The sequence below is a fragment of the Collinsella sp. AM31-2AC genome, from assembly GCF_003469285.1.
Lineage (GTDB): Bacteria > Actinomycetota > Coriobacteriia > Coriobacteriales > Coriobacteriaceae > Collinsella > Collinsella aerofaciens_AT.
In genome coordinates this window covers 1-18708 of record NZ_QSJB01000005.1, presented here as the reverse complement: position 1 = coordinate 18708, position 18708 = coordinate 1, and the positions used below count along the sequence as shown (strand labels likewise).

General features: G+C 57.2%; 21 protein-coding genes and 1 pseudogene. 13 read left to right on the top strand and 9 right to left on the bottom strand.

Annotated features, from left to right (window positions below; genetic code table 11):
• The 5 genes from DW796_RS03160 to hflX all read left to right on the top strand — a co-directional run bounded on the left by DW796_RS03160 (position 1) and on the right by hflX (position 5121).
• On the top strand, positions 1-1086 hold the full coding sequence (locus tag DW796_RS03160; RefSeq protein ID WP_006235981.1) for an ATP-binding protein: 1086 nt from the start codon (positions 1-3) through the stop codon (positions 1084-1086).
• Between the two features lie 74 nt (positions 1087-1160).
• Entirely contained in the window at positions 1161-1478 is a 318-nt protein-coding gene (locus DW796_RS03155; protein ID WP_006235982.1) for a stage V sporulation protein S, read from the top strand.
• Positions 1479-1523: 45 nt separating this feature from the next.
• Positions 1524-2894 (top strand): tRNA (N6-isopentenyl adenosine(37)-C2)-methylthiotransferase MiaB, encoded by a 1371-nt coding sequence (gene miaB / locus DW796_RS03150; protein WP_022094691.1) that lies wholly within the window; start codon positions 1524-1526, stop codon positions 2892-2894.
• Entirely contained in the window at positions 2894-3832 is a 939-nt protein-coding gene (gene miaA / locus DW796_RS03145; protein ID WP_117654790.1) for a tRNA (adenosine(37)-N6)-dimethylallyltransferase MiaA, read from the top strand. Before miaB ends, miaA begins: the two co-directional genes overlap by 1 nt.
• The gene (hflX, locus tag DW796_RS03140; protein ID WP_117654789.1) at positions 3832-5121 is read left to right on the top strand and encodes a GTPase HflX; all 1290 of its coding nucleotides are present in this window, start codon (positions 3832-3834) and stop codon (positions 5119-5121) included. Before miaA ends, hflX begins: the two co-directional genes overlap by 1 nt.
• Here hflX and DW796_RS03135 read toward each other — a convergent pair.
• Both DW796_RS03135 and lexA read right to left on the bottom strand, forming a co-directional pair.
• Positions 5106-5810, bottom strand: a complete 705-nt coding sequence (locus DW796_RS03135; RefSeq protein WP_089573371.1) for a heparan-alpha-glucosaminide N-acetyltransferase — start codon at positions 5808-5810, stop codon at positions 5106-5108. The two genes, hflX and DW796_RS03135, sit on opposite strands and share 16 nt — an antisense overlap.
• Positions 5810-6454 carry a transcriptional repressor LexA gene (lexA, locus tag DW796_RS03130; protein ID WP_147351010.1) on the bottom strand — a complete coding sequence of 215 codons (645 nt, stop codon included), beginning with the start codon at positions 6452-6454 and terminating at the stop codon, positions 5810-5812. Before lexA ends, DW796_RS03135 begins: the two co-directional genes overlap by 1 nt.
• Before the next feature lie 163 nt (positions 6455-6617).
• Here lexA and DW796_RS03125 point away from each other — a divergent pair, with 163 nt between their 5' ends.
• Genes DW796_RS03125 through dut form a run of 3 tightly spaced genes read left to right on the top strand, consistent with a single transcriptional unit; the run spans position 6618 to position 8010 of the window.
• Entirely contained in the window at positions 6618-7067 is a 450-nt protein-coding gene (locus DW796_RS03125) for a LysM peptidoglycan-binding domain-containing protein (protein WP_158561607.1), read from the top strand.
• A 51-nt stretch (positions 7068-7118) separates the two neighbouring features.
• Entirely contained in the window at positions 7119-7562 is a 444-nt protein-coding gene (gene nrdR / locus DW796_RS03120; RefSeq protein WP_022093781.1) for a transcriptional regulator NrdR, read from the top strand.
• A gap of 4 nt (positions 7563-7566) precedes the next feature.
• Positions 7567-8010 carry a dUTP diphosphatase gene (gene dut / locus DW796_RS03115; RefSeq protein WP_117654786.1) on the top strand — a complete coding sequence of 148 codons (444 nt, stop codon included), beginning with the start codon at positions 7567-7569 and terminating at the stop codon, positions 8008-8010.
• Positions 8011-8403: 393 nt separating this feature from the next.
• Here the strand turns inward: dut and DW796_RS03110 are convergent, their stop codons facing one another.
• Positions 8404-9705 (bottom strand): glycosyltransferase, encoded by a 1302-nt coding sequence (locus DW796_RS03110; RefSeq protein ID WP_117758508.1) that lies wholly within the window; start codon positions 9703-9705, stop codon positions 8404-8406.
• A 118-nt stretch (positions 9706-9823) separates the two neighbouring features.
• Between DW796_RS03110 and DW796_RS03105 the strand changes: the two genes are divergently transcribed.
• Entirely contained in the window at positions 9824-10762 is a 939-nt protein-coding gene (locus DW796_RS03105; RefSeq protein WP_089573367.1) for an NAD(P)/FAD-dependent oxidoreductase, read from the top strand.
• Positions 10763-10916: 154 nt separating this feature from the next.
• Positions 10917-11528, top strand: coding sequence for a DUF1836 domain-containing protein (locus DW796_RS03100; RefSeq protein ID WP_187361898.1), 612 nt, complete (start codon positions 10917-10919; stop codon positions 11526-11528).
• 72 nt (positions 11529-11600) lie between these two features.
• Here DW796_RS03100 and DW796_RS03095 read toward each other — a convergent pair whose 3' ends face one another.
• From DW796_RS03095 to DW796_RS03070, 6 genes are all read right to left on the bottom strand, one after another.
• A complete protein-coding gene (locus DW796_RS03095; RefSeq protein ID WP_117758506.1) occupies positions 11601-12467 on the bottom strand; it encodes a DegV family protein in 867 nt (288 codons plus the stop codon).
• 178 nt (positions 12468-12645) lie between these two features.
• A complete protein-coding gene (locus DW796_RS03090) occupies positions 12646-13767 on the bottom strand; it encodes an NlpC/P60 family protein (protein ID WP_118094249.1) in 1122 nt (373 codons plus the stop codon).
• Positions 13768-13799: 32 nt separating this feature from the next.
• Complete coding sequence (locus DW796_RS03085) at positions 13800-14330, bottom strand: adenine phosphoribosyltransferase (protein ID WP_187362359.1); 531 nt, start codon at positions 14328-14330, stop codon at positions 13800-13802.
• 36 nt (positions 14331-14366) lie between these two features.
• Positions 14367-15251, bottom strand: a complete 885-nt coding sequence (locus DW796_RS03080; protein WP_117759889.1) for a MerR family transcriptional regulator — start codon at positions 15249-15251, stop codon at positions 14367-14369.
• Positions 15252-15254: 3 nt separating this feature from the next.
• A complete protein-coding gene (locus tag DW796_RS03075) occupies positions 15255-15689 on the bottom strand; it encodes an FHA domain-containing protein (protein WP_006236002.1) in 435 nt (144 codons plus the stop codon).
• 66 nt (positions 15690-15755) lie between these two features.
• On the bottom strand, positions 15756-16460 hold the full coding sequence (locus DW796_RS03070; protein ID WP_118094247.1) for a CDP-alcohol phosphatidyltransferase family protein: 705 nt from the start codon (positions 16458-16460) through the stop codon (positions 15756-15758).
• 396 nt (positions 16461-16856) lie between these two features.
• Here DW796_RS03070 and DW796_RS03065 point away from each other — a divergent pair, with 396 nt between their 5' ends.
• From DW796_RS03065 to DW796_RS03055, 3 genes and pseudogenes are all read left to right on the top strand, one after another.
• Positions 16857-17585 carry a lantibiotic protection ABC transporter ATP-binding protein gene (locus DW796_RS03065; protein WP_055250122.1) on the top strand — a complete coding sequence of 243 codons (729 nt, stop codon included), beginning with the start codon at positions 16857-16859 and terminating at the stop codon, positions 17583-17585.
• On the top strand, positions 17582-18352 hold the full coding sequence (locus DW796_RS03060; RefSeq protein ID WP_118094246.1) for a hypothetical protein: 771 nt from the start codon (positions 17582-17584) through the stop codon (positions 18350-18352). Before DW796_RS03065 ends, DW796_RS03060 begins: the two co-directional genes overlap by 4 nt.
• Before the next feature lie 35 nt (positions 18353-18387).
• Positions 18388-18708: pseudogene (locus DW796_RS03055) on the top strand (lantibiotic ABC transporter permease); the annotation flags it as partial.

Here is an 18708-nt window from a genome sequence, read left to right as displayed (position 1 = left end):
ATGAGCGACGCGAACGAGCTCATCTCATTTATCGCGTCGATGTCGGGGGAGGGCAACCTTCGCGTCGAGGAGAACCTTGGCGAGGGGTATGTCCGCCTCCGCGTTTCGGAGGCCGAGCGGCGCCAGGCTAAGCACGACATTCAGCATGTCGAGGACATCGTCATCGAAATGCTCCGTAATGCTCGCGATGCCGGCGCCGACAAGGTCTATCTCGCCACGACCAAGGAAGATGGCGTCCGCACGCTTGTCTTTCTGGATAACGGTTCGGGCGTTCCGCAGGATATGCAAGAGCGAATCTTTGATGCCCGCGTTACCTCCAAGCTCGAGAGCATGAAGATGGACCGTTGGGGCGTTCACGGTCGTGGCATGGCATTGTTTTCGATTAAGCAGAACACCGACGAGGCCCGTGTGGTCACGTCCGGCGTCGATCTTGGTTCAGCCTTCAAGGTGAGCGTTGCGGCCGACCGCCTCAGTGAGCGTGCCGATCAGTCCAGCTGGCCCCAGGCCGTCAAGGATGAGGACGGACGTTATGTCTGCGCTCGCGGTCCACATAATATTATTCGCGCTGCTTGTGAGTTTGCGCTCGAGGAGTTGCGTGGTTGCGATGTCTATCTTGGTTCTCCGTCTGAGATTGCCGCGACCCTTTATGCTCAGGCGTCAAGTCGGCTCGATACGTCTCGTCTCCTGTTCATTGATGACGAGAGCGAGCTTCCGGTTGTCGATCGTTTAGGCCTTGCTTCTGATGCCGAGGACTTTATCCGTATTTGTTCGGGTTTGGGTCTTGAGATGTCCGAGCGCACGGCCCATCGCATTTTGGCAGGGCAGATTAAGCCCGTTCGCGGTGTGACCGCGCGTCTGCTGCGCGAGCGTGATTCGTCCTCGCATGCGCCGGCTCCTGTCGATCTCGCGAAGGATCGTCGCGGGCTACGTATTGCCAAGGATGACATGGCACAGTTTTCGCGCGCTGTGGAACGCGACTTTAATGACCTTGCCGCCCGGTACTATCTCAACCTTTGCGGCGACCCAAAGATCCGTGTTTCGCGTGATCGAATCACCGTGACCTTTGATCTTGCCAAAGAGGAATAGTGCCTTTACCGAGTCCACTCGGTACGATACAGTTATTGCAGTTAAAACGTACTTTTAAATGCAGGAGTTTCTTCATGGATTGCCTGAAGGTATCAAGCAAATCATCGCCCGCGTCCGTTGCCGGCGCCATCGCCGGCATGGTCAAGGATGGTGTACCCGTCAACATCCAGTGTGTCGGCGCCGGTGCCGTCAACCAGGCCATTAAGGCCGTTGCTATCGCGCGCGGTTTTTTGATTCCAACCGGTTTTGATATTTCCTGCGCGCCCGTGTTCTCCGACATCCTCATTAACGGGGAGTCGCGCACGGCCATCCGCCTTTCTATCTACGTTCACCAGATCAATCGAGCTGCTATGGATAACGTCGTCATGGATGATGTTAAGCCTGTGGCATAGCTTCTGCTTGCCTCGTTTCGCTCCCCATCGTTAGGACTTATGCACATGGACCAGCGTTCCGTACGCGATATTCTTGCCGGTAAAACCTACTTTATCCGCACCTTTGGCTGCCAGATGAATCAGCACGACTCCGAGCGTGTGAGCGGTCTGCTTGATTCGTATGGCTGCCTCATGGCGCTCGATCCCGCGCATGCCGATATCGTTGTCTTCATGACGTGCTGCGTGCGCGAGGCCGCCGATACTCGCCTGTACGGTCAGTGCAATTCCTGCAAAAGCCTGCCGCCTTCGCCTTCGGGCAAGCGCGTGGTTGCCGTTGGCGGTTGCATCGCGCAGCGCGATGGCGAGGGCCTGCTCACCAACGTCGATAACGTCAATGTCATCTTTGGCACGCATTCCATCGCGCATGTGGCCGAGCTCATTGCCGAGGCGTTCCTTGATGGCAAGCGTCATATCCGTACCAATGAGCATGAGGATACGGATGCCATGAGCATGCCGTGGCATCGCGAGACTCAGTATCACGCCTGGGTGCCCATCATGACGGGCTGCAATAATTTCTGCACCTATTGCATCGTGCCGTACGTGCGTGGTCGCGAAAAGAGCCGCCCCTTCGAGGAGATTGTCGACGAGGTGACCGGTTTGGTGCGCCAGGGCGTGCGTGAGATTACGCTGCTGGGCCAAAACGTTAACTCATATGGTCGCGATCTGTTTGGCAAGCCGCGTTTTGCCGATCTGCTGCGTGCCGTGGGCGATACGGGCGTGGAGCGCATCTTCTTTACGTCTTCGCATCCCAAGGACCTGTTGCCCGAGACCATCGACGCCATGGCCGAGACGCCTGCCGTTATGCCGCAGCTGCATTTGGCCGTCCAGTCAGGTTCGACGCGGATCCTCAAAGAGATGAATCGCCGTTATACACGCGAGGACTATCTGGGCCTTGTCGATCGCATTCGCAACCGCATGCCCGATATCGCGCTCTCGACCGACATTATCGTTGGCTTCCCGGGTGAGACTGAAGAAGACTTTGAGCAGACGCTCTCACTTGCCGAGACGGTCCGCTATGCTCAGGCCTATACCTTCATCTATTCCAAGCGCGCCGGTACCCCGGCCGCCGAGATTGACGATCCTACGCCGCATGAGGTTATTCTCGAGCGTTTCAACCGTCTGGTTAAGGTTATCGAGACCACGGCACACGAGTATAACCAGGGTGAGCTTCATACTGTGGTTCCGGCGCTCATTGAGGGAACGAGTAAAAAGAACGACGCGGTCCTGCTGGGCAAGAGTCCCAAGAATCAGACCGTGCATGCGCCTATCCCCGAGGGTTACAGCATCGATCAGCTTGTTGGTAAGATCGTTGATGTTGACGTTGACGTTGCCAAGACCTGGTATTTGTCCGGCTCCGTTGTGGGCGAGCCGCGCTAATGGTTTCTCCCGGGGCAGGTCTTTCCGCCGTTGCGATCGTCGGTCCGACGGCGGTTGGTAAGAGTGATGTTGCCGACCGTTTGGCAGCTCGTCTTTCGTCCGAAGTGCTGTCGTGCGATGCGATGCAAATCTATCGCGGCATGGACATCGGTACCGCAAAGATGGTGCCCGATGAGTGCACGGCGCCGCTGCGTCTCGTCGACATTGTAGAGCCGGGTGTGGCATATTCTGCTGCGCTTTATCAGGCCGACGCTCGCGCGCATGTTGAACGTCTCCTTGGTTCGGGTTGCCTGCCGGTTTTTTGCGGAGGTACGGGGCTGTATCTCAAGGCCGCCCTCGATGAGATGGACTTTCCCTCGGGTGAACTTGAGGACGATCGTCGTGCGGGCTATCAGGAGCTTGCCGAGCGTATTGGCGAGGAAGAACTGCATGCCTTGCTTGCCGAGCGCGATCCAGAATCGGCTGCTGTTATTCATCCCCATAACGTGCGCCGTGTGATTCGTGCGCTCGAGATGCATGATGATGGCGTCTCCTATGCGCAGCAAAAGTCGCAGTTTAGTGTTCCGCACGAGCATTATCATGCCCTATGGTTTGGTCTGACGCGTAATCGCGAGGTGCTCTACGAGCGCATTAACCAGCGCGTCGATCTGATGTTTGAGCAGGGTCTTGTCGATGAGGTCCGCGGTCTTATGGGCCAGGGGCTGGGAGATGCCCTGACGTCGATGCAGGCAATTGGCTATAAAGAGATCATTGATGCTTTCAATGGCGTGATGAGCATGGATGAGGCTCGCGAACTCATTAAGATGCGTTCGCGTCGTTATGCCAAGCGTCAGCTTTCGTGGTTTAAGCGCGATGACCGTATCGTGTGGTTTGATATGGATGAATGTACGATCGATGAGGTCGTTGAGGATATCCTGCATCGTATTGAGGCTGCCTAATGGCCCGTTTCCCCCTTGTTCCCACGGCACCCGAGCCCGAGCGTGCCATTTTAGTTGGTGTTGAGTGGCGCGACAATGCATGGCCGCTCGATCGCTCGCTTGATGAGCTGGAGCGTCTTGCCCACACAGCTGGTGCTCAGTGCGTGGCACGCTTGTCGCAGCGTTTGGTAAAGCCGTATCCTAAATCGTTTATCGGTTCCGGCAAGGTAGAAGAGCTGTGCGGCCTGGTGCATCGCATGGATGCCGATGTCGTTATTTTTGACGACGACCTGACGCCCTCGCAGCAATCCTATTTGGAGAAAGCTGTGGGCGAGCCGGTAAAGATTATCGATCGTACAGCACTGATCCTGGATATCTTTGGCCTGCATGCTCAGACGCGTGAGGGACGCCTGCAGGTACAGCTGGCACAGCTTCAATATTTGTTGCCTCGCCTGCGTGGCATGTGGAGCCATCTCGCCAAGGAGCAGACGCGCGGCGGCATCGGCTCACGTTTTGGTCAGGGCGAAAGTCAGCTCGAGGTCGACCGTCGCCTTATTCGTAATAAGATCGCTGCGCTTCGTCGTGAGCTCAAGCAGGTTGAACAGCGTCGCGATGTTCAATCCAAGAGTCGCATTGAGTCACCGGCGTTTCGCGTCGCGTTGGCCGGTTATACCAATGCCGGTAAATCGACGTTGCTCAATCGTCTGACCGGCTCTACGGTACTTTCGCAGGACAAGCTGTTTGCTACGCTCGACCCGACGACGCGTTCGTATCGTCTGCCCGGCGGTCGCGGCATGACGATTACCGATACCGTCGGCTTTATTCAAAAGCTGCCGCATGGTCTGGTCGATGCCTTTAAATCGACGCTGTCCGAGGTTTTGGGTGCCGATCTAATTCTCAAAGTCGTAGATGCGTCTGACGAGGACTATGAGCGGCAGCTGGAGGCTGTCGACCGCGTGCTTGATGAGATCGGCGCCGGAGAGCGTTTAACGCTGACCGTATTCAATAAAATCGATCTTCTCGATAGCGTCGATCGATTGAGTTTCCGTCGTCGCTATCCGGAGGCCGTTCTGTTCTCGGCCCAAACGGGCGAGGGGCTCGACGATCTCGTCGACCGGATTGCTCGCGAGGCAGCTGCCACCGATGTGTTGCTCTCCGCTGATATCCCGTATCGCGAGGGCGCTCTCATCACGCTGGTGCATGAGCAGGGAACCCTTCTGCATGAGGAATATCTCGAGGACGGCGTTCGCATTGTGGCGAAGTTGCCGGCTCGTATTGCACCGCGGCTCGAGCGCTATCGTACGGAATAAACGATTTCTAGCACGCCTAGAATGACTGGCTGATGGAGCAGGTAGAACGGTAAGGCATGCCGACCCAGGACTGCGAGCGCCGGGATAGGATTGGCGTATGCCCATGCTGGCGCTTCGAGACTTGATGCTTGTGCTGCCTGGGCAGCAAAAAAGCCGGTAAGGTACATAAAGACAAACGGTATGAGCGGATAGTAATCTCCCGAAACAAAACCCGGGCCTGGGAATCCAAGCCATGCCAGGTAGGGGAGTGGGTAGACCGCCTTTGGAATGCCCCAGGTTAGGGCAAAAAGAACAAGGCACGCTGCGATGCCCCATGAGCCCGGTAATTTTTGGAGTAACGGACGGGTGAACGCAACCACCGCGGTGCACACCGCCATGCAATAAATGATGCCAAAGTTCACTGAATCGTCGACCGATACGAGCGTTGTTGCGATCCAGACGACCAAAGCTGCGGCAGCGTACTTAGCCGCTCGTTTGGCATTGTTGCGTGAGAGCGTGCACATCCAACCCGCGATAAACAAAAATACCCAGCTGATGCTGGCTCGCCAGACGTCTTGAAAGACAGTCTGGGTAAACCAAGGCATATCCCAGCCGTACAGGTAGGCGAGATCATAGCAAGCGTGAAAACCTGCCATAGAAATCATCGTAAACCCGCGGACGGTATCAAAGATGGTTATGCGTTTTTGCATTACGAGAACCGGCGCATCAAGCCGACGACTTTGCCCAGGATAACGGGATTCGTTGCATAGATAGGTTCCATAGTGTCGTTCTCGGGCTGCAAGCGCACACGCCCCTGCTCCTTGTAGAACGTCTTGACGGTCGCCGAACCATCAATCATGGCCACGACAATTTCGCCATTCATGGCACTCTTTTGTTCAAGGACGATGATGTAATCGCCATTGAAGATGCCGACATTGATCATTGAGCTCCCATGCACCTCAAGGATAAAGGAACCCTGATCAGTGGCGATTTCGGTCGGGATAGTAAACGTGTCTTCGATATTCTGCTCTGCCAGAATGGGAATCCCAGCCGCGACGCGACCAACGAGCGGTAGCGAGACCGTTCCGCGAGGTGCGGTGGGCTCGTCAGATTTGGAAATTGAGACAGAGGAACCATCCTCGTTAAAGAGTTCCAGGGCGCGCGGTTTGGTGGCATCGCGCTTGAGTAGCCCGCGCGCCTCCAGGGCAGAGAGATGGGCGTGCACGGTGCTGGGGGAGGAAAGGCCCACGGCAGAAGCCATCTCGCGCACGCTGGGCGGATAACCCTTCTCCTGCTGATATTCCTTGATGAAGTCGTAAATTTGCTGCTGACGCTTGGTAATTTTGCGAGCCATCAGGGCATCCTCTCTACCCATGTCAAACAAATGTTCGAATTTTGCTTGACAGGAACAACTGTTCGAAGATAATAATAACCGAACATTCGTTCTCGCGCTAGACATTTTTGTCCGCGCGGCTTGATAAAACTGTTCTCAGCAAAACACGCGAGAGGAGAACATGATGAACGTAACGAATATGGTCCAGGGAAACCTCGCCCTTAAGCTCGAGACGCCTGCAGAACCCACTTTTACGGTTGTTCAGGGTGGCCGCTCCGGCTTTCAGCCTTTGACCGTAAAGCCTGCGCGCAATCAGCAGGCTGTAGTCGCGCCGGCCCGCGTTGCCCTGAAGGTTCCGACGATTGTCGCCGTCGCCGTTGCGCTTACGCTCTTCTTTGTCCTCGCTATGTCGGTCTTTAGCGCTCGTCACGCCGCGTATGCCGAGTCCGTTTCCAACATTACCTACGAGACCATTCGCGTTCAGCCTGGCGATTCTCTTTGGTCGCTTGCCGAAGAATATCCAATCGAAGGCCTTTCCACGCAAGAGACTTCCGACATGATCCGTAGCGTCAATCATCTGGAGCATGGTTCGCTCGCCGCCGGTGCGCATCTTAAGGTTCCTGCTCGTTCGTAATCATTATCGCGCTGCGCATGGTACCCTTGTTATCGTTTAAGAGGAGGTACCATGCGCTGTCCCAAATGCGGCAAGGCACATACCCGCGTCGTTGATTCCCGTATGCAGGAGTCAAATAACACCATTAAGCGCCGTCGCGAATGTTGCTCGTGTAACTACCGCTTTACAACGTTTGAGCGATGCGAGGACCCTATCGAGGTCATTAAGTCAGATGGAACTAAGCAGCGGTTCGATCGCAATAAGCTTCTTGTCGGCTTGATGCGCGCCACCATCAAGCGCGATATCGACACTAAGAAGCTCAATGAGATTATCGATGACATCGAGGTCGAGCTTCGCTCTCGCACGCTGACGGCCGTCACGTCCCATGAGTTGGGTGACATGGTGCTCAAGCGCTTGGCCAAGATCGACAAGGTTGCGTACATCCGTTTTGCCTCGGTCTACCGCGATTTCAAAGACGTCGATGAATTTCTGCAAGAGCTCGACAAGCTAAGGTGATTCCATGTCCAACATTACCGTCAACATAAAGCGTCTCGACCCCACCCTCGAGCTTCCCAAATACGCCCATCCCACCGATGCCGGCTTGGATCTACGCTCCAACGAAGACTGCGTCCTGAAGCCCTTCGAACGCCGTCTGGTCTCTACGGGGCTGGCCATCGCCCTGCCCGATGGCTACGCCGGCTTCGTCCAGCCCCGCAGCGGCTTGGCCATCAAGCAGGGCCTGTCTATAGTCAATACGCCGGGCCTCATCGACGCCCACTACCGAGGAGAACTCAAGGTTATCCTCATCAACCTGGATCCCTCCAATAACATTCAAATCAATAAAGGCGACCGCATAGCCCAACTCGTCATCCAAGAAGTCCCCACGGTCAATCTCATAGAAGTAGAAGAACTAGACGAAACCGACCGAGGCAAAGGAGGCTTCGGCTCCAGCGGCATCGCCTAGGGCGCCCGTATCCCTCCCGCCCGGGGCTTACCTATATCATTCCATGCTCAAACATTCTCGCGTCGCTTCGCTCGCTGCGAAACTGCGCGTGGAACGATATAGGTAAGCCCCGGGCGGGCGGCTACTCGCTTGAAACAATATTTACTTTTCTAGTAAGTCGATGCGATGAAGGGACGCCTCCTTTGTCGCATCGACTTACTGTATTTATATTTTCTGGTTCCCCTTTGCAGATTCTACTGGTGGGGAATCTGGTATAGCCGCTGGTACGTTAACGCAGCTTACCTGCGGGAGGCCCCTATATATCGTCCCGCGCGCAGTTTCGCAGCGAAGCGAGAATGTTTGAGCACGGGATGATATATAGGGGCCTCCCGCAGGCAAGCGGAAATTAAGACGCTAGCGGATGTGCGCGGGTTTTCCGCCCCAGTAGAAGCGGCAGAAGGCTCGTTTGCGCTTTTGGGGTTTGCCTACGAGCTCCATGGTTGCGATGGCTATGTCTTCGGCTGCGTGGGGGCGGCGTAGTACTTCGCCGTTGATGAGCAGTGCCTTGAGCGACTCAGGATGATCGTGGAGATGTCGCAACGTCACGATGAGCTCTCGTGCGGTGGTGACATGCATGCTGGCGCCCATGCCGGTGAGCATGGTGGTGTTGGCCTTTTCCTGGCCATAGGACTTGCCCAACAGGATCATCGGCAGGTGTGCGCACAGGCATTCGGTGACGGTGAGTCCGCCCGATTTGAGAATTGCCAGGTCGCAGCCGAGCATAAGCGCTGCCATATCATCGACATAGTCCAGAACCGTGACGTTTTCGAGCTTCATGGCGTCGAAGAGCGTTTTGAGGCGGGTGGCATATTCGGTGTCTTTGCCCGGCAAAAAGACAAAGTGCATGTCTTCGAAGCTGCGTAGGAAGGGGAGGGTGCGGTCCATCTCCGCGCGAAAGCGAACGTACGGTTGAGGCAAGCTGGCACCGGCCATTACCAGCACGACGGTCTTGTCGGTGGGGAGGTTGAACTTAGCTAGCTCTTCCTCGCGATCGTAATCCGTGTCGAATCCGGTGCGAATAGGAATGCCGGTAATGCGAATCTTTGTCTCGAGCACCTTGCGCGGACGCAGCGTTTCGGCCATAAATTCGTTGGCAACACAGAATAAATCGGTGTCCTTGTGGGGCCACCATCCCTCGACTTCGTAGTCGGTCGGTACGCAGATGACCGGATAATCGATACCCGTAATTACGCGGGCGCCCACGGCAACATTGGCTGCTGTGATGTGCGTTGCAACCACGGCTATGGGCCTGCGGCTACGAATATATTCGTTGAAGGCGGGGAACATAATTCGCGACCATGCCGTTCCGCCACCCCAGAGAAGATGTCCCGTAAGCGTATATCGCCAGGTCAGGTCGTAAATGGGGCGCGTGGCTCCCGTAAAAGAAGCCGCGGTCTTATTGCCGTCGAATTTAATACGTCCAAAATCAAGGATATCGAGCACTTCAATCTCAATATCCTCGGGGATGCCATTGGTGCCGCGGATGAGGTCGAATGCCTGCGCTATCGCATTTGCGGCGGCCTTGTGGCCCGAGCCAACGGAGGCGTGCACGATGGTCACGAGAGGTTTTTGCTGAGCCAGGAGCGTGGTTTGCTCCGATTGGGGAGTGCTGTGCGTGAGCAGGGGAGCGTCGTCACTCGTCTGCGCCTGGTCCATCGATAACTCCCCTTCAGCTTTGTAATACGGATTTATCATTGTAGTGCATGAGTGTCACGTTCACGTAAATTTGGGTACGAGCGCAAAGAACGACAACGTTTCGACGAAAGGACGCTTCATGACTACCGATAAGCCGATCGATGTTGCGATTATCGGTGGCGGCCCCGCGGGCTATGCTGCCGCCATTTATGCTGCGCGTGCCAACCTTACGACGACCGTGATTGAGCAGGGCATGTCGGGAGGGCAGATCGCCACAACCAATGAGGTCGAGAACTATCCGGGTTTCCCGCTCCTGAGTGGCGCCGAACTCGGCGAGCGTTTTCAGCAGCATGCAGAGGGCCTGGGAGCACAGGTTACATGGAGCATGGTTACGGGTATCGATTACGATGCCGATGCAGCGTTGTTTACGGTGCATCACGATATGGGCGATACGCTGGCCTCGAGCGTTATCGCTTGCATGGGTGCCACGCCGCGTCCGGCAGGTTTCGCAGGCGAGGATACGTATCGCGGTCGTGGCGTTTCATATTGCGCAACATGTGACGGCATGTTTTTCCGCGGCAAGCAGGTTTTTGTAATCGGTGGTGGCAATTCGGCATGCGAAGAGGCGCTGTTCCTGTCCGACATTGCCAGCAGTGTGACCATCGTGCTGCGCCGCGACCAGTTCCGTGCGCCGGATGGTGTTGTTCAGAAAGTACTCGCAAAGGACAATATTACAGTTAGGTACCAAACTAGTATTGTGGAGCTATCGGGCGAAGCCATGCCAACGACGATTACCTTTAAGGACAATGCATCTGGGGAAACTCATGCCGAGTCATTTGAGCCCGGCTCGTTTGGCATCTTTGTCTTTACGGGGACGCAGCCACATACCGAGCTTGTTGAGCATCTAGTCGATCTGGCGCCTGATGGCGGCATTCTGACTGATGAATCCATGGCGACCCGCACGCCAGGTCTATTTGCCGCTGGCGATATCCGTTCCAAACGTTTACGCCAGGTTGTGACCGCTGTTTCGGACGGAGCCATAGCGGCAACGAGCGCATACGCGTTTCTCCGTGGATAAGTACGATAATATATCTTATGTAAGGTTGCTATCTTTAAACATAGTGGTTGGACAGTGCATCAATGTGCCGTCCAACCACTTTTACTTTGCGGCTATGTAGTATGCAAAACTATATAACCTAGAATACAATATAGAAAACGAACGGGGGCCTCTTATGAACCATGCTAAACATGTTATCCCGATGTCCGATACGTCGGTCAGCATTAAGCCTGAGGATATTCAGCCGACGGTTCTGCCGGATGCATTTATTCAGTCCGATATGGTGGGTAAACTCAACGCGTTGAGCCTGCCACGCTATGACCAGCTGCCCAACGTAACGCTCTATCGCGATCAGGTTATTGAATATGTTGCGCTGTGGATGGAGCCGCTTTCGATTTGCGTAGAGCAACCCGTTATCACGCCATCGATGATCAATAACTACGTAAAGGTCGGCCTCGTTCCTGCTCCGGTTAAAAAGCAGTATGGCCGTGAGCAGATTGCGCGTCTCATCGCCATTTGTATCTTTAAGCAGGTGCTGCCCATCGCTGCGGTTCAGGCGCTCTTTAATATTCAGCGCTTGAGCTACGACGCTCCGACGGCTTTCGATTATGTTGTCGATCAGCTCGAGGCATCGATTCGTGCGGCGTTTTCTGTTGAGCAGACTCCCGTGCCCGATACCGCACATCAGGTTACGCGCGAATCGTTGCTCGTGCGCAGTGCGGTATCGTCCTTCGTTTCGAAGGCGTATCTGATGAGCTATCTCAAGTTCAATGGGTTTAATAGCTAACCGAGGTATAAGATGGGCGGGATAAAGAGCCAATGGCTCCTTATCCCGCCCATACGTTTGTCTAGTTGGATATTATCGGCCCGACGCCACGCCCATACCGTAGCCGATAATGAGGCCGTGCATCTCGGCATAGTATGAATCTAGCCCGTTACAGGGCATGATAATCGTCTTGGAGCCGGGCCAATGCTCCACAATGCGGCTGGCAAGTGCTTGGGCGCCCGCCTCATTCTCGACATGGTCGATAACGACCTCGCCGCCGGTAAAGCCTTCGGCCTCCATGGTGTCGACAATCTTGGTGAGCATCTTCTTTTCGCCGCGGGTGTGCCCAACGAGTTCAATTTTGCCCGCTTCGCTCGCCGTGCCCAAAATGCGGATATTGAGCTTGTTAGCAATAACGCCGGCCGCCTTAGGGATACGTCCGGCCTTCGCAAGGTTTTCGTAGTTGCACAAACTAAAGAGGATCTTGCTGTTCTGCTCCAAGCTATCGAAGTAAGCGCAGGCGTCCTCAAAGGAGGCATCCGGGTTGCTCGTAAGATAGCGGTCGAACAGCAAGAAGATCAGATCCATTTTGCCACCTGCGGCTCGCGAGTTAACCAAATGAATCTGACGGTTGGGCTCTTCGGCAAGCACCATGTCACGCGCGGTGGCCGCGGCATTGTAGCTTCCCGAGACGCCCTCGGAGATGGGCATGCAAATCGTCTTGTCAGCGAGCTTAAAGAGCTCAGCCCACTCCCCTACGCTTGGGCAGGCGCTCGATGATGCGCCGGCTTCCGATTGAATGGCAACATTAAGCTCGTGAACATCGAGCGAGAGGTCGTCAACGAATTCACGCTCCCCCACTCGGATCTTAAGGGGTGCAAATGCAAAGGTGGTATGAGGTGCGGTTGGTTGCCAATCGCGAAGATTGCAGCTCGAATCGGAGATAAGTGCCCAGCTCATTGAGGGTCCTTTCTAATTGTTCCCCAACAATTATAGCCATCTTTTTGATTGATTGGATGGCTATCTAGTTTTGAATACTAGATAGCCATCCTGATTTTATGGCAAACGGTAGGGGTAAAAAGAATGGGCCTCGTGACTCAAGATCGCGAGGCCCATGTTCGTTCGCTGTAGTAATAAATTAGTAGCGTACGAAGATGTAGTTGTTGTTCATACCGGCTGCGACGGAGCTGATGATAACGCCCGTTTTGTAGTCGGAAGCATGGATCATCTGACCATTACCGATATAGATGCCGGTATGGTAGGAGTTAACCACAACATCGCCGGGTTGCGGATCGGACACACGGGTCCAACCCATGAAGTCGACCGTGGTGCCCAGACGGCAGTAGCGTCCCGTGAGGCAATAGCTTACAAAACCGGAGCAGTCAAAGCTGTTCGGCCCAATGCCACCCCAAGAGTAAGCGTATCCGAGCTTGCTATAGGCACGCGAAACAACGGAACCGCCGTCAACGGACTGGCTCGGTGCGGAAGGCGTCGGAGCCGGAGCCGGAGCCGGAGCGGGCGTCGGGGGCTGCGGAGTGGGAGCGGGCGCGGGCGTGTTTCCGCCGCCGTCGTTGGTCGTACCGCCACCCTTGTTGGTGTTCTCGCTCGTACCGGCGGTGTCGTTGCTCACCGTGGCCTTTTCGGCGGTGCTAGCATTTATGCCAGCCTGCAGCGCGGCGTTGGCCTGGGCCTCGGCAGCAAGCTCGGCCTGCAACTGTGAATCCAGGGAGTTCACGACACTCTGGGCTTCAGCCTGCTGGGCGTTAAGCTCATCGACCTTCTTTTGCGTGGTGGCGACGTTCTTCTCCTGCTCGGCCTGCTTATCGGTGAGCTGCTGCTTAAGCTCCTTGACCTCTTGAATGGTCTGAGCCTGCTTATCGGAAACTTTGCCGTAGTAGAACAGACGGTTGAGCATATCGCTCAGGTCATCGACGCCGGTCAGAACCTGAAGCAGGCTCAGACCGCCGGTTTTGTACTCGCCGGCGACATAGGTCGAGAGCTTGGCCTGGCCTTCGGCGATCTCCTGCTGCTTTTGCGTGATCTCGCCAGCAGTCTGATCGAGCGCCTGCGTCTGCGTGGCGAGATCATCGTAAATCTGCTGGGTTTGGGTACCGATCTGCTCGAGCTTCGTACGAGCAGCGGCAAGGTCGGATGCGGTATCGGCGTAGGCAGGAGCCGCGAGGCCCAAGCCCAAAACACAAGCGAGGGTTGCCGTAGCAGCGCAGCGTGCCATGTTTTTGTGCGTGTTTGCTGTGCGCATGTAGCTTCCTTTCCAGTAACTAAGGGTAACGGCTAGTCCACCGTCACCAGGCTAAAGAGCTCAACATCGTCGTCAGTCGGCGTGAGCTTCTCGCGCGGGTTGAGAAACGCAAGCTCAAGGATACACCCGTAGCCCACAAGCTTTGCGCCCATATCTCGCACAAGTTTACCTGTTGCCTCGACGGTTCCGCCCGTCGCGACCAAGTCGTCCAGAATCAACACGGTATCTTTAGAGGTAATGGCATCGGCATGGATCTCGATAGAGTCGGTGCCGTATTCGAGCTCATAGCTCTGGCTCACCGTCTTGCGGGGTAGCTTGCCCGGTTTACGTGCGGGAACAAAGCCGGCACCAAGGGCCACAGCCACCGGTACGCCAACCATAAAGCCACGGGCCTCGGGACCCACGACCTTGGTAATGCCCATATCGGCAAAATGCTCGGCAAGGGCATCCACCATGGCCCTCAGGGCCTCGGGATTGCCAAAGAGCGGTGTGATGTCCTTAAAGACGACTCCGGGCTCGGGATAGTCGGGGATATCGACGATATGAGATTCGAAGTCGTACATGGCGTGACCTTTCATGGATTGCCGGGTGGACGGCGATTATTTACCCGTGTTAGCAGACGGGTTATGCGAGGGGACGACGACCTTGGACGGTTGCACGAGCGACTCCTCGTGCGCGGCAACCGCGGGGACGCTTGCCCCATCGCTTTTAGCCTTGGTGGATTCGGAACGTGCAATCTCCTCATCGAGTGCATCAATGTCGGCGTCCTCGACCACGGCGTTGAGCGACTCAAAGACACGGTTCTTAAGGAGCGCGGTATGCACACCCTCGGTGAGGTCGTGCAGCTTCTTAAAAGCGCGCTCGAGCTTGGCGTCGCGCTCATCATCAGAGGTATCCATGCCGAGCATGCTCACGAGAACCTGCTCAAACATCGAAGACTCGCGGTTTGCCGACGATACGTACTGACGCAGGTTGCGCGGCTCAATGTGGAAGCGCGACAGCTCCGAGCAGTAGCGGATAATCGGGAAATCTCTGCCATCGACGAGCTCTCGGTTCTGCGGGCTCTTGATGATGCGGATAAGATCGTTCTCGGCAAGGGAGCGGATAAACGAAATCTCAACACCGAGCATGTCGGGGATCGTCTCGATGGGGTGCAGCTTTTGCTTGGTCTCCTTGGGCTCCGTCTTAAGCGGAACATCGGACAGAAGACCCACCTCGTAAGCCAAAGTGGACAGGTCCGTTGCGTTTTCCAAGCGCTGCTTAATGACGTTGAGCGGCATGTAGCGGGTCTTCTGCAGGTGCAGGATGACCTCGAGACGGTCAACGTCTTCCTTGGAGTACTGGCGATACCCCTTAGGCGTTCGATGAGGGGTGATGAGCCCCTCATCTTCTAGAAATCTAATTTTTGAGTTCGATAGATCGGGGTATGCGCCTCGAAGTAGATTGACGACTTGGCCGATACTCAGATAGTTGCGTTCGGCCATGCCCTACTCACCGGTTTCGATGCGCTCCGGCGTGCTCTCGTGGTAGATGAGCGTAAACGTACCGATCTGGACGGAAGAACCATCGTGCAGCGGGGCCGCGTTGACAATGGCGCCGTCGACCCAGGTGCCATTGAGCGAGCCCAGGTCCTCAATGCGAGCGCCGAGGCCCTCGCGAATAATGCGCGCGTGGCTACGCGAAACGGTCATGTCATTGAGGAAGATGCCGTTCGCAGGATCGCGGCCGATGGTGGTCACGTCGTCCTCGAGCTCAAAGGCGGCACCAGTCTGCGGACCCTTGACGATGGACAGAACGGGTGCGGTGATGCGCACGTTGGCCATGAGGTCGGGAACGGTGACGTCGCTTGAAGGCACGCGGAATACGCAGGTAGCGTCAGCAGTCTTATCATTCTGAGGCATATTGTTAACCATGTTGTCCATGACAACCCCTAACTTATCGCGGACGTGCCGCAAATAATGAACCGTACGTAATCATACCCCAACGAATCAGTCTTCGATTTCAGGGTTCAGAAAGTCGATGTCCTCGTCCTCGGGATGCGCGAGAGCCTGTTTAATGGCCACTCCGCCCTTAATGGAATAGATGACAGCCGTGAGCATGGAGAAGATCACGCCGCCGTACACAAAGAAGATGCCGAGGGGCACCGAGCTTCCGTTGAGGCCCGGGAAGGCCGTAAGGGTTGAAGGTAAAAGATGCAGGCCGTCAATAACGGGGAACCCGAGCAGCATGAGCGAGAAGCCGGTCATGAGCAGTGCAGTGGCAATCTTTCCGGGAAAGACGACATCGATGGGGCGACGGTGATAATGACGCACGATAAGCGTGCCGATGCCCAGATAGATGTCGCGGCCAATAATGAGCACGCAGACCCAGATGGGCAGCTCTCCGCGGACCACCAGCCCAAGTACGCCGGTGAACAGCAGCGCACGGTCGCAGATGGGATCCATGACCTTGCCGAGCCACGAGACCGTCTTGGTCATGCGGGCGATCTGACCGTCCATCCAGTCGGTAGAGGCGGCAACGGCGTAGATAACGATGGCGATGACGCGGTTGTTATCCGACACAAACAGGTACAGAAATACCAGGGTGAGGATCAGGCGCGTAAAGGTGATGAAATTGGAGATCGTAAAGATCTTATTCGACGGGTAATCGGAAGTGCCGATAAGCTCCTTTTTGATCTTCTTTTTGATGCCCACAGGACTCCCCCGCTGGTTAACGACAAAACTTTCGATACTATACCCGTTCCGGCGATGTCTATCCAGCGTATGCATAGAGAGTCCAGACATATGGAGGATGCTACTGGGTTGTGCGGGATTCTGCATTTGTGTACATCAGCCTCCAAATATGACATTTTTCGGCATCTTTGATGGCTGATGTACACGTTTTGATTCGGTGATTACATCGATCGGGAAAGTTGTTGCCTTAAGCAAATTAATCATGATGTGCGGGTCGAGAAGGGTTGGCGCCAAAAGAGCCCAACGGCCGTTACGGCTTCGTTAGAAACGCGCCCCACCATGGATGGTGAACCCGAAAGGTAAGGCGCGCGGGCACGGTGACTCGGCCCGCGCTCCCGGAAGAGAAAGGATAAACCCATGGGTTACATGCTCGAGACGCGTGGGCTCACCAAGCGCTTCGGCCGCGGCGACCAGGCGCAGGACGCCGTGGCCGATGTGAGCCTTCATATCCGCGAGGGCGAGGTGTACGGGCTGCTCGGTCCCAACGGCGCCGGCAAGTCGACAACGCTCAAGATGATCTGCGGGATGCTGCGGCCGACGGCCGGGGAGATCCTCTTTGCCGGGCACGCCTGGCGCCGCGAGGACCTCTACGCAATCGGCAGCCTCATCGAGGAGGCGCCGCTCTACCCCAACCTCACCGCGCGAGAGAACCTGCGCGTGCGCACCACGCTGCTGGGCCTTCCCGAGAGCCGCATAGATGAGGTGCTCGCCGCCGTGGACCTCGCGGACACCGGGAAGAAGCGCGCCGGGCGCTTCTCGATGGGCATGCGGCAGCGCCTGGGGCTCGCACTGGCGCTGATCGCCCGGCCACGCCTGCTCGTGCTCGACGAGCCCACCAACGGCCTCGACCCCATCGGCATCGAGGAGCTGCGCGACCAGATCCGCGGCTTCGCGGCGGCGGGTACGACGGTGATCGTCTCGAGCCACATCCTCTCCGAGGTGCAGCAGATGGCGGACACCATCGGCATCATCTGCGGGGGGCGCCTCGCCTACGAGGATGCGCTTCGTCCCGGACAGGACCTCGAGGAACTCTTCATGAGCTTCTGCCGGGAAGGGCGACGAGCGCGCGGGGAGGTGGCGGCATGACGGGTGAGAAAGGCGGCCTGCTCGCGGGCCTGCGCGCCGAGGCCCTGAAGTCGCGCCACGCGGCACCGGTTCGCCTGGCCGTGCTCATGGCGCTGCCGATGCCGCTGCTCGGCGCGATGCCCTACCGGGGCGTGCAGATCTTTAGCGCGTGGAACTACTGGTACGCGCTCTTCCTGCCCGTGTCTCTATCGCTTGTGGTGGCGTGCGTCGCGCGGGCGGACGCTCGCACGCGGATGCGGGGGCTTCTGGGCCTGGGCTTCCCGCTCGGGCGAGCCTGGTGGGCTAAGGCGCTCTGGTGCCTCGCTCTTTGCACGCTCTCGAACCTCGTGGTCTTCGGCATCTACCTCGCGGGATCGGCGTTCTCCTCGCAGGGTCTCACGGCCGCGGGCACGCTCACGATGCTCTTCTGCGCGCTCGTCAACACGGTGACCGCGGCGTGGATGATCCCCGCAGGGCTCTTTCTCACGGTGCGGCTCGGCATGCTCGCGGGCATCTTCTGCCCGCTCATCGCGCAGCTCGTGGGTGGGTTCGCCTGGTCGTTGGTGCCGTTGCCGCAGCTCTTTCCGCCGTCGGCGAGCATGGTCATCCCCACGAGCTTCATCCCCGTGCTGCCGAGCGGCGAGCCACTCGCGGCGGACATGGCGCTCGGCGGGGCGCTCGCGGCGGATGGCATGCTCACGCTGGCGGGTCTTGCGGTCTGCGCGCTCGCGTTCGCCGCGCTCATGGCGGCGGGCGCGGCCTGGTTCGCGCGCTCCGAGGAGAGGTGATGGCCGTGACGCGATTCTCCGACCCGACGCCGCGCATGACTCTCTCGCGGGCCCTGCTCTCCGAGGCCCTGCGCCTGGCGCGCTCCCCGCTCGCGGCGGTGCACCTCGTCTGCGGCCTGGCAGCCGGTCTTGCCTGCGGCGAGTACTTCTCCATAGCCCGATGGGACCCGGCGCTGGGCGCGGACGCCTACGTCCAGTTCCTCGGCGCCCTCATGCCGCTCATGTCCGCCATCGTCTGCGGGCTCGCCGTGGACGAGGAGCGCGCTGCCGGGCGCCTCGCCAACCTTACGGCGGTCCCCTCGCGCGGACGCGCCGTCGCGGCGAAGCTGCTCGCCCTTGCGGCGCTCGGCGCCGCC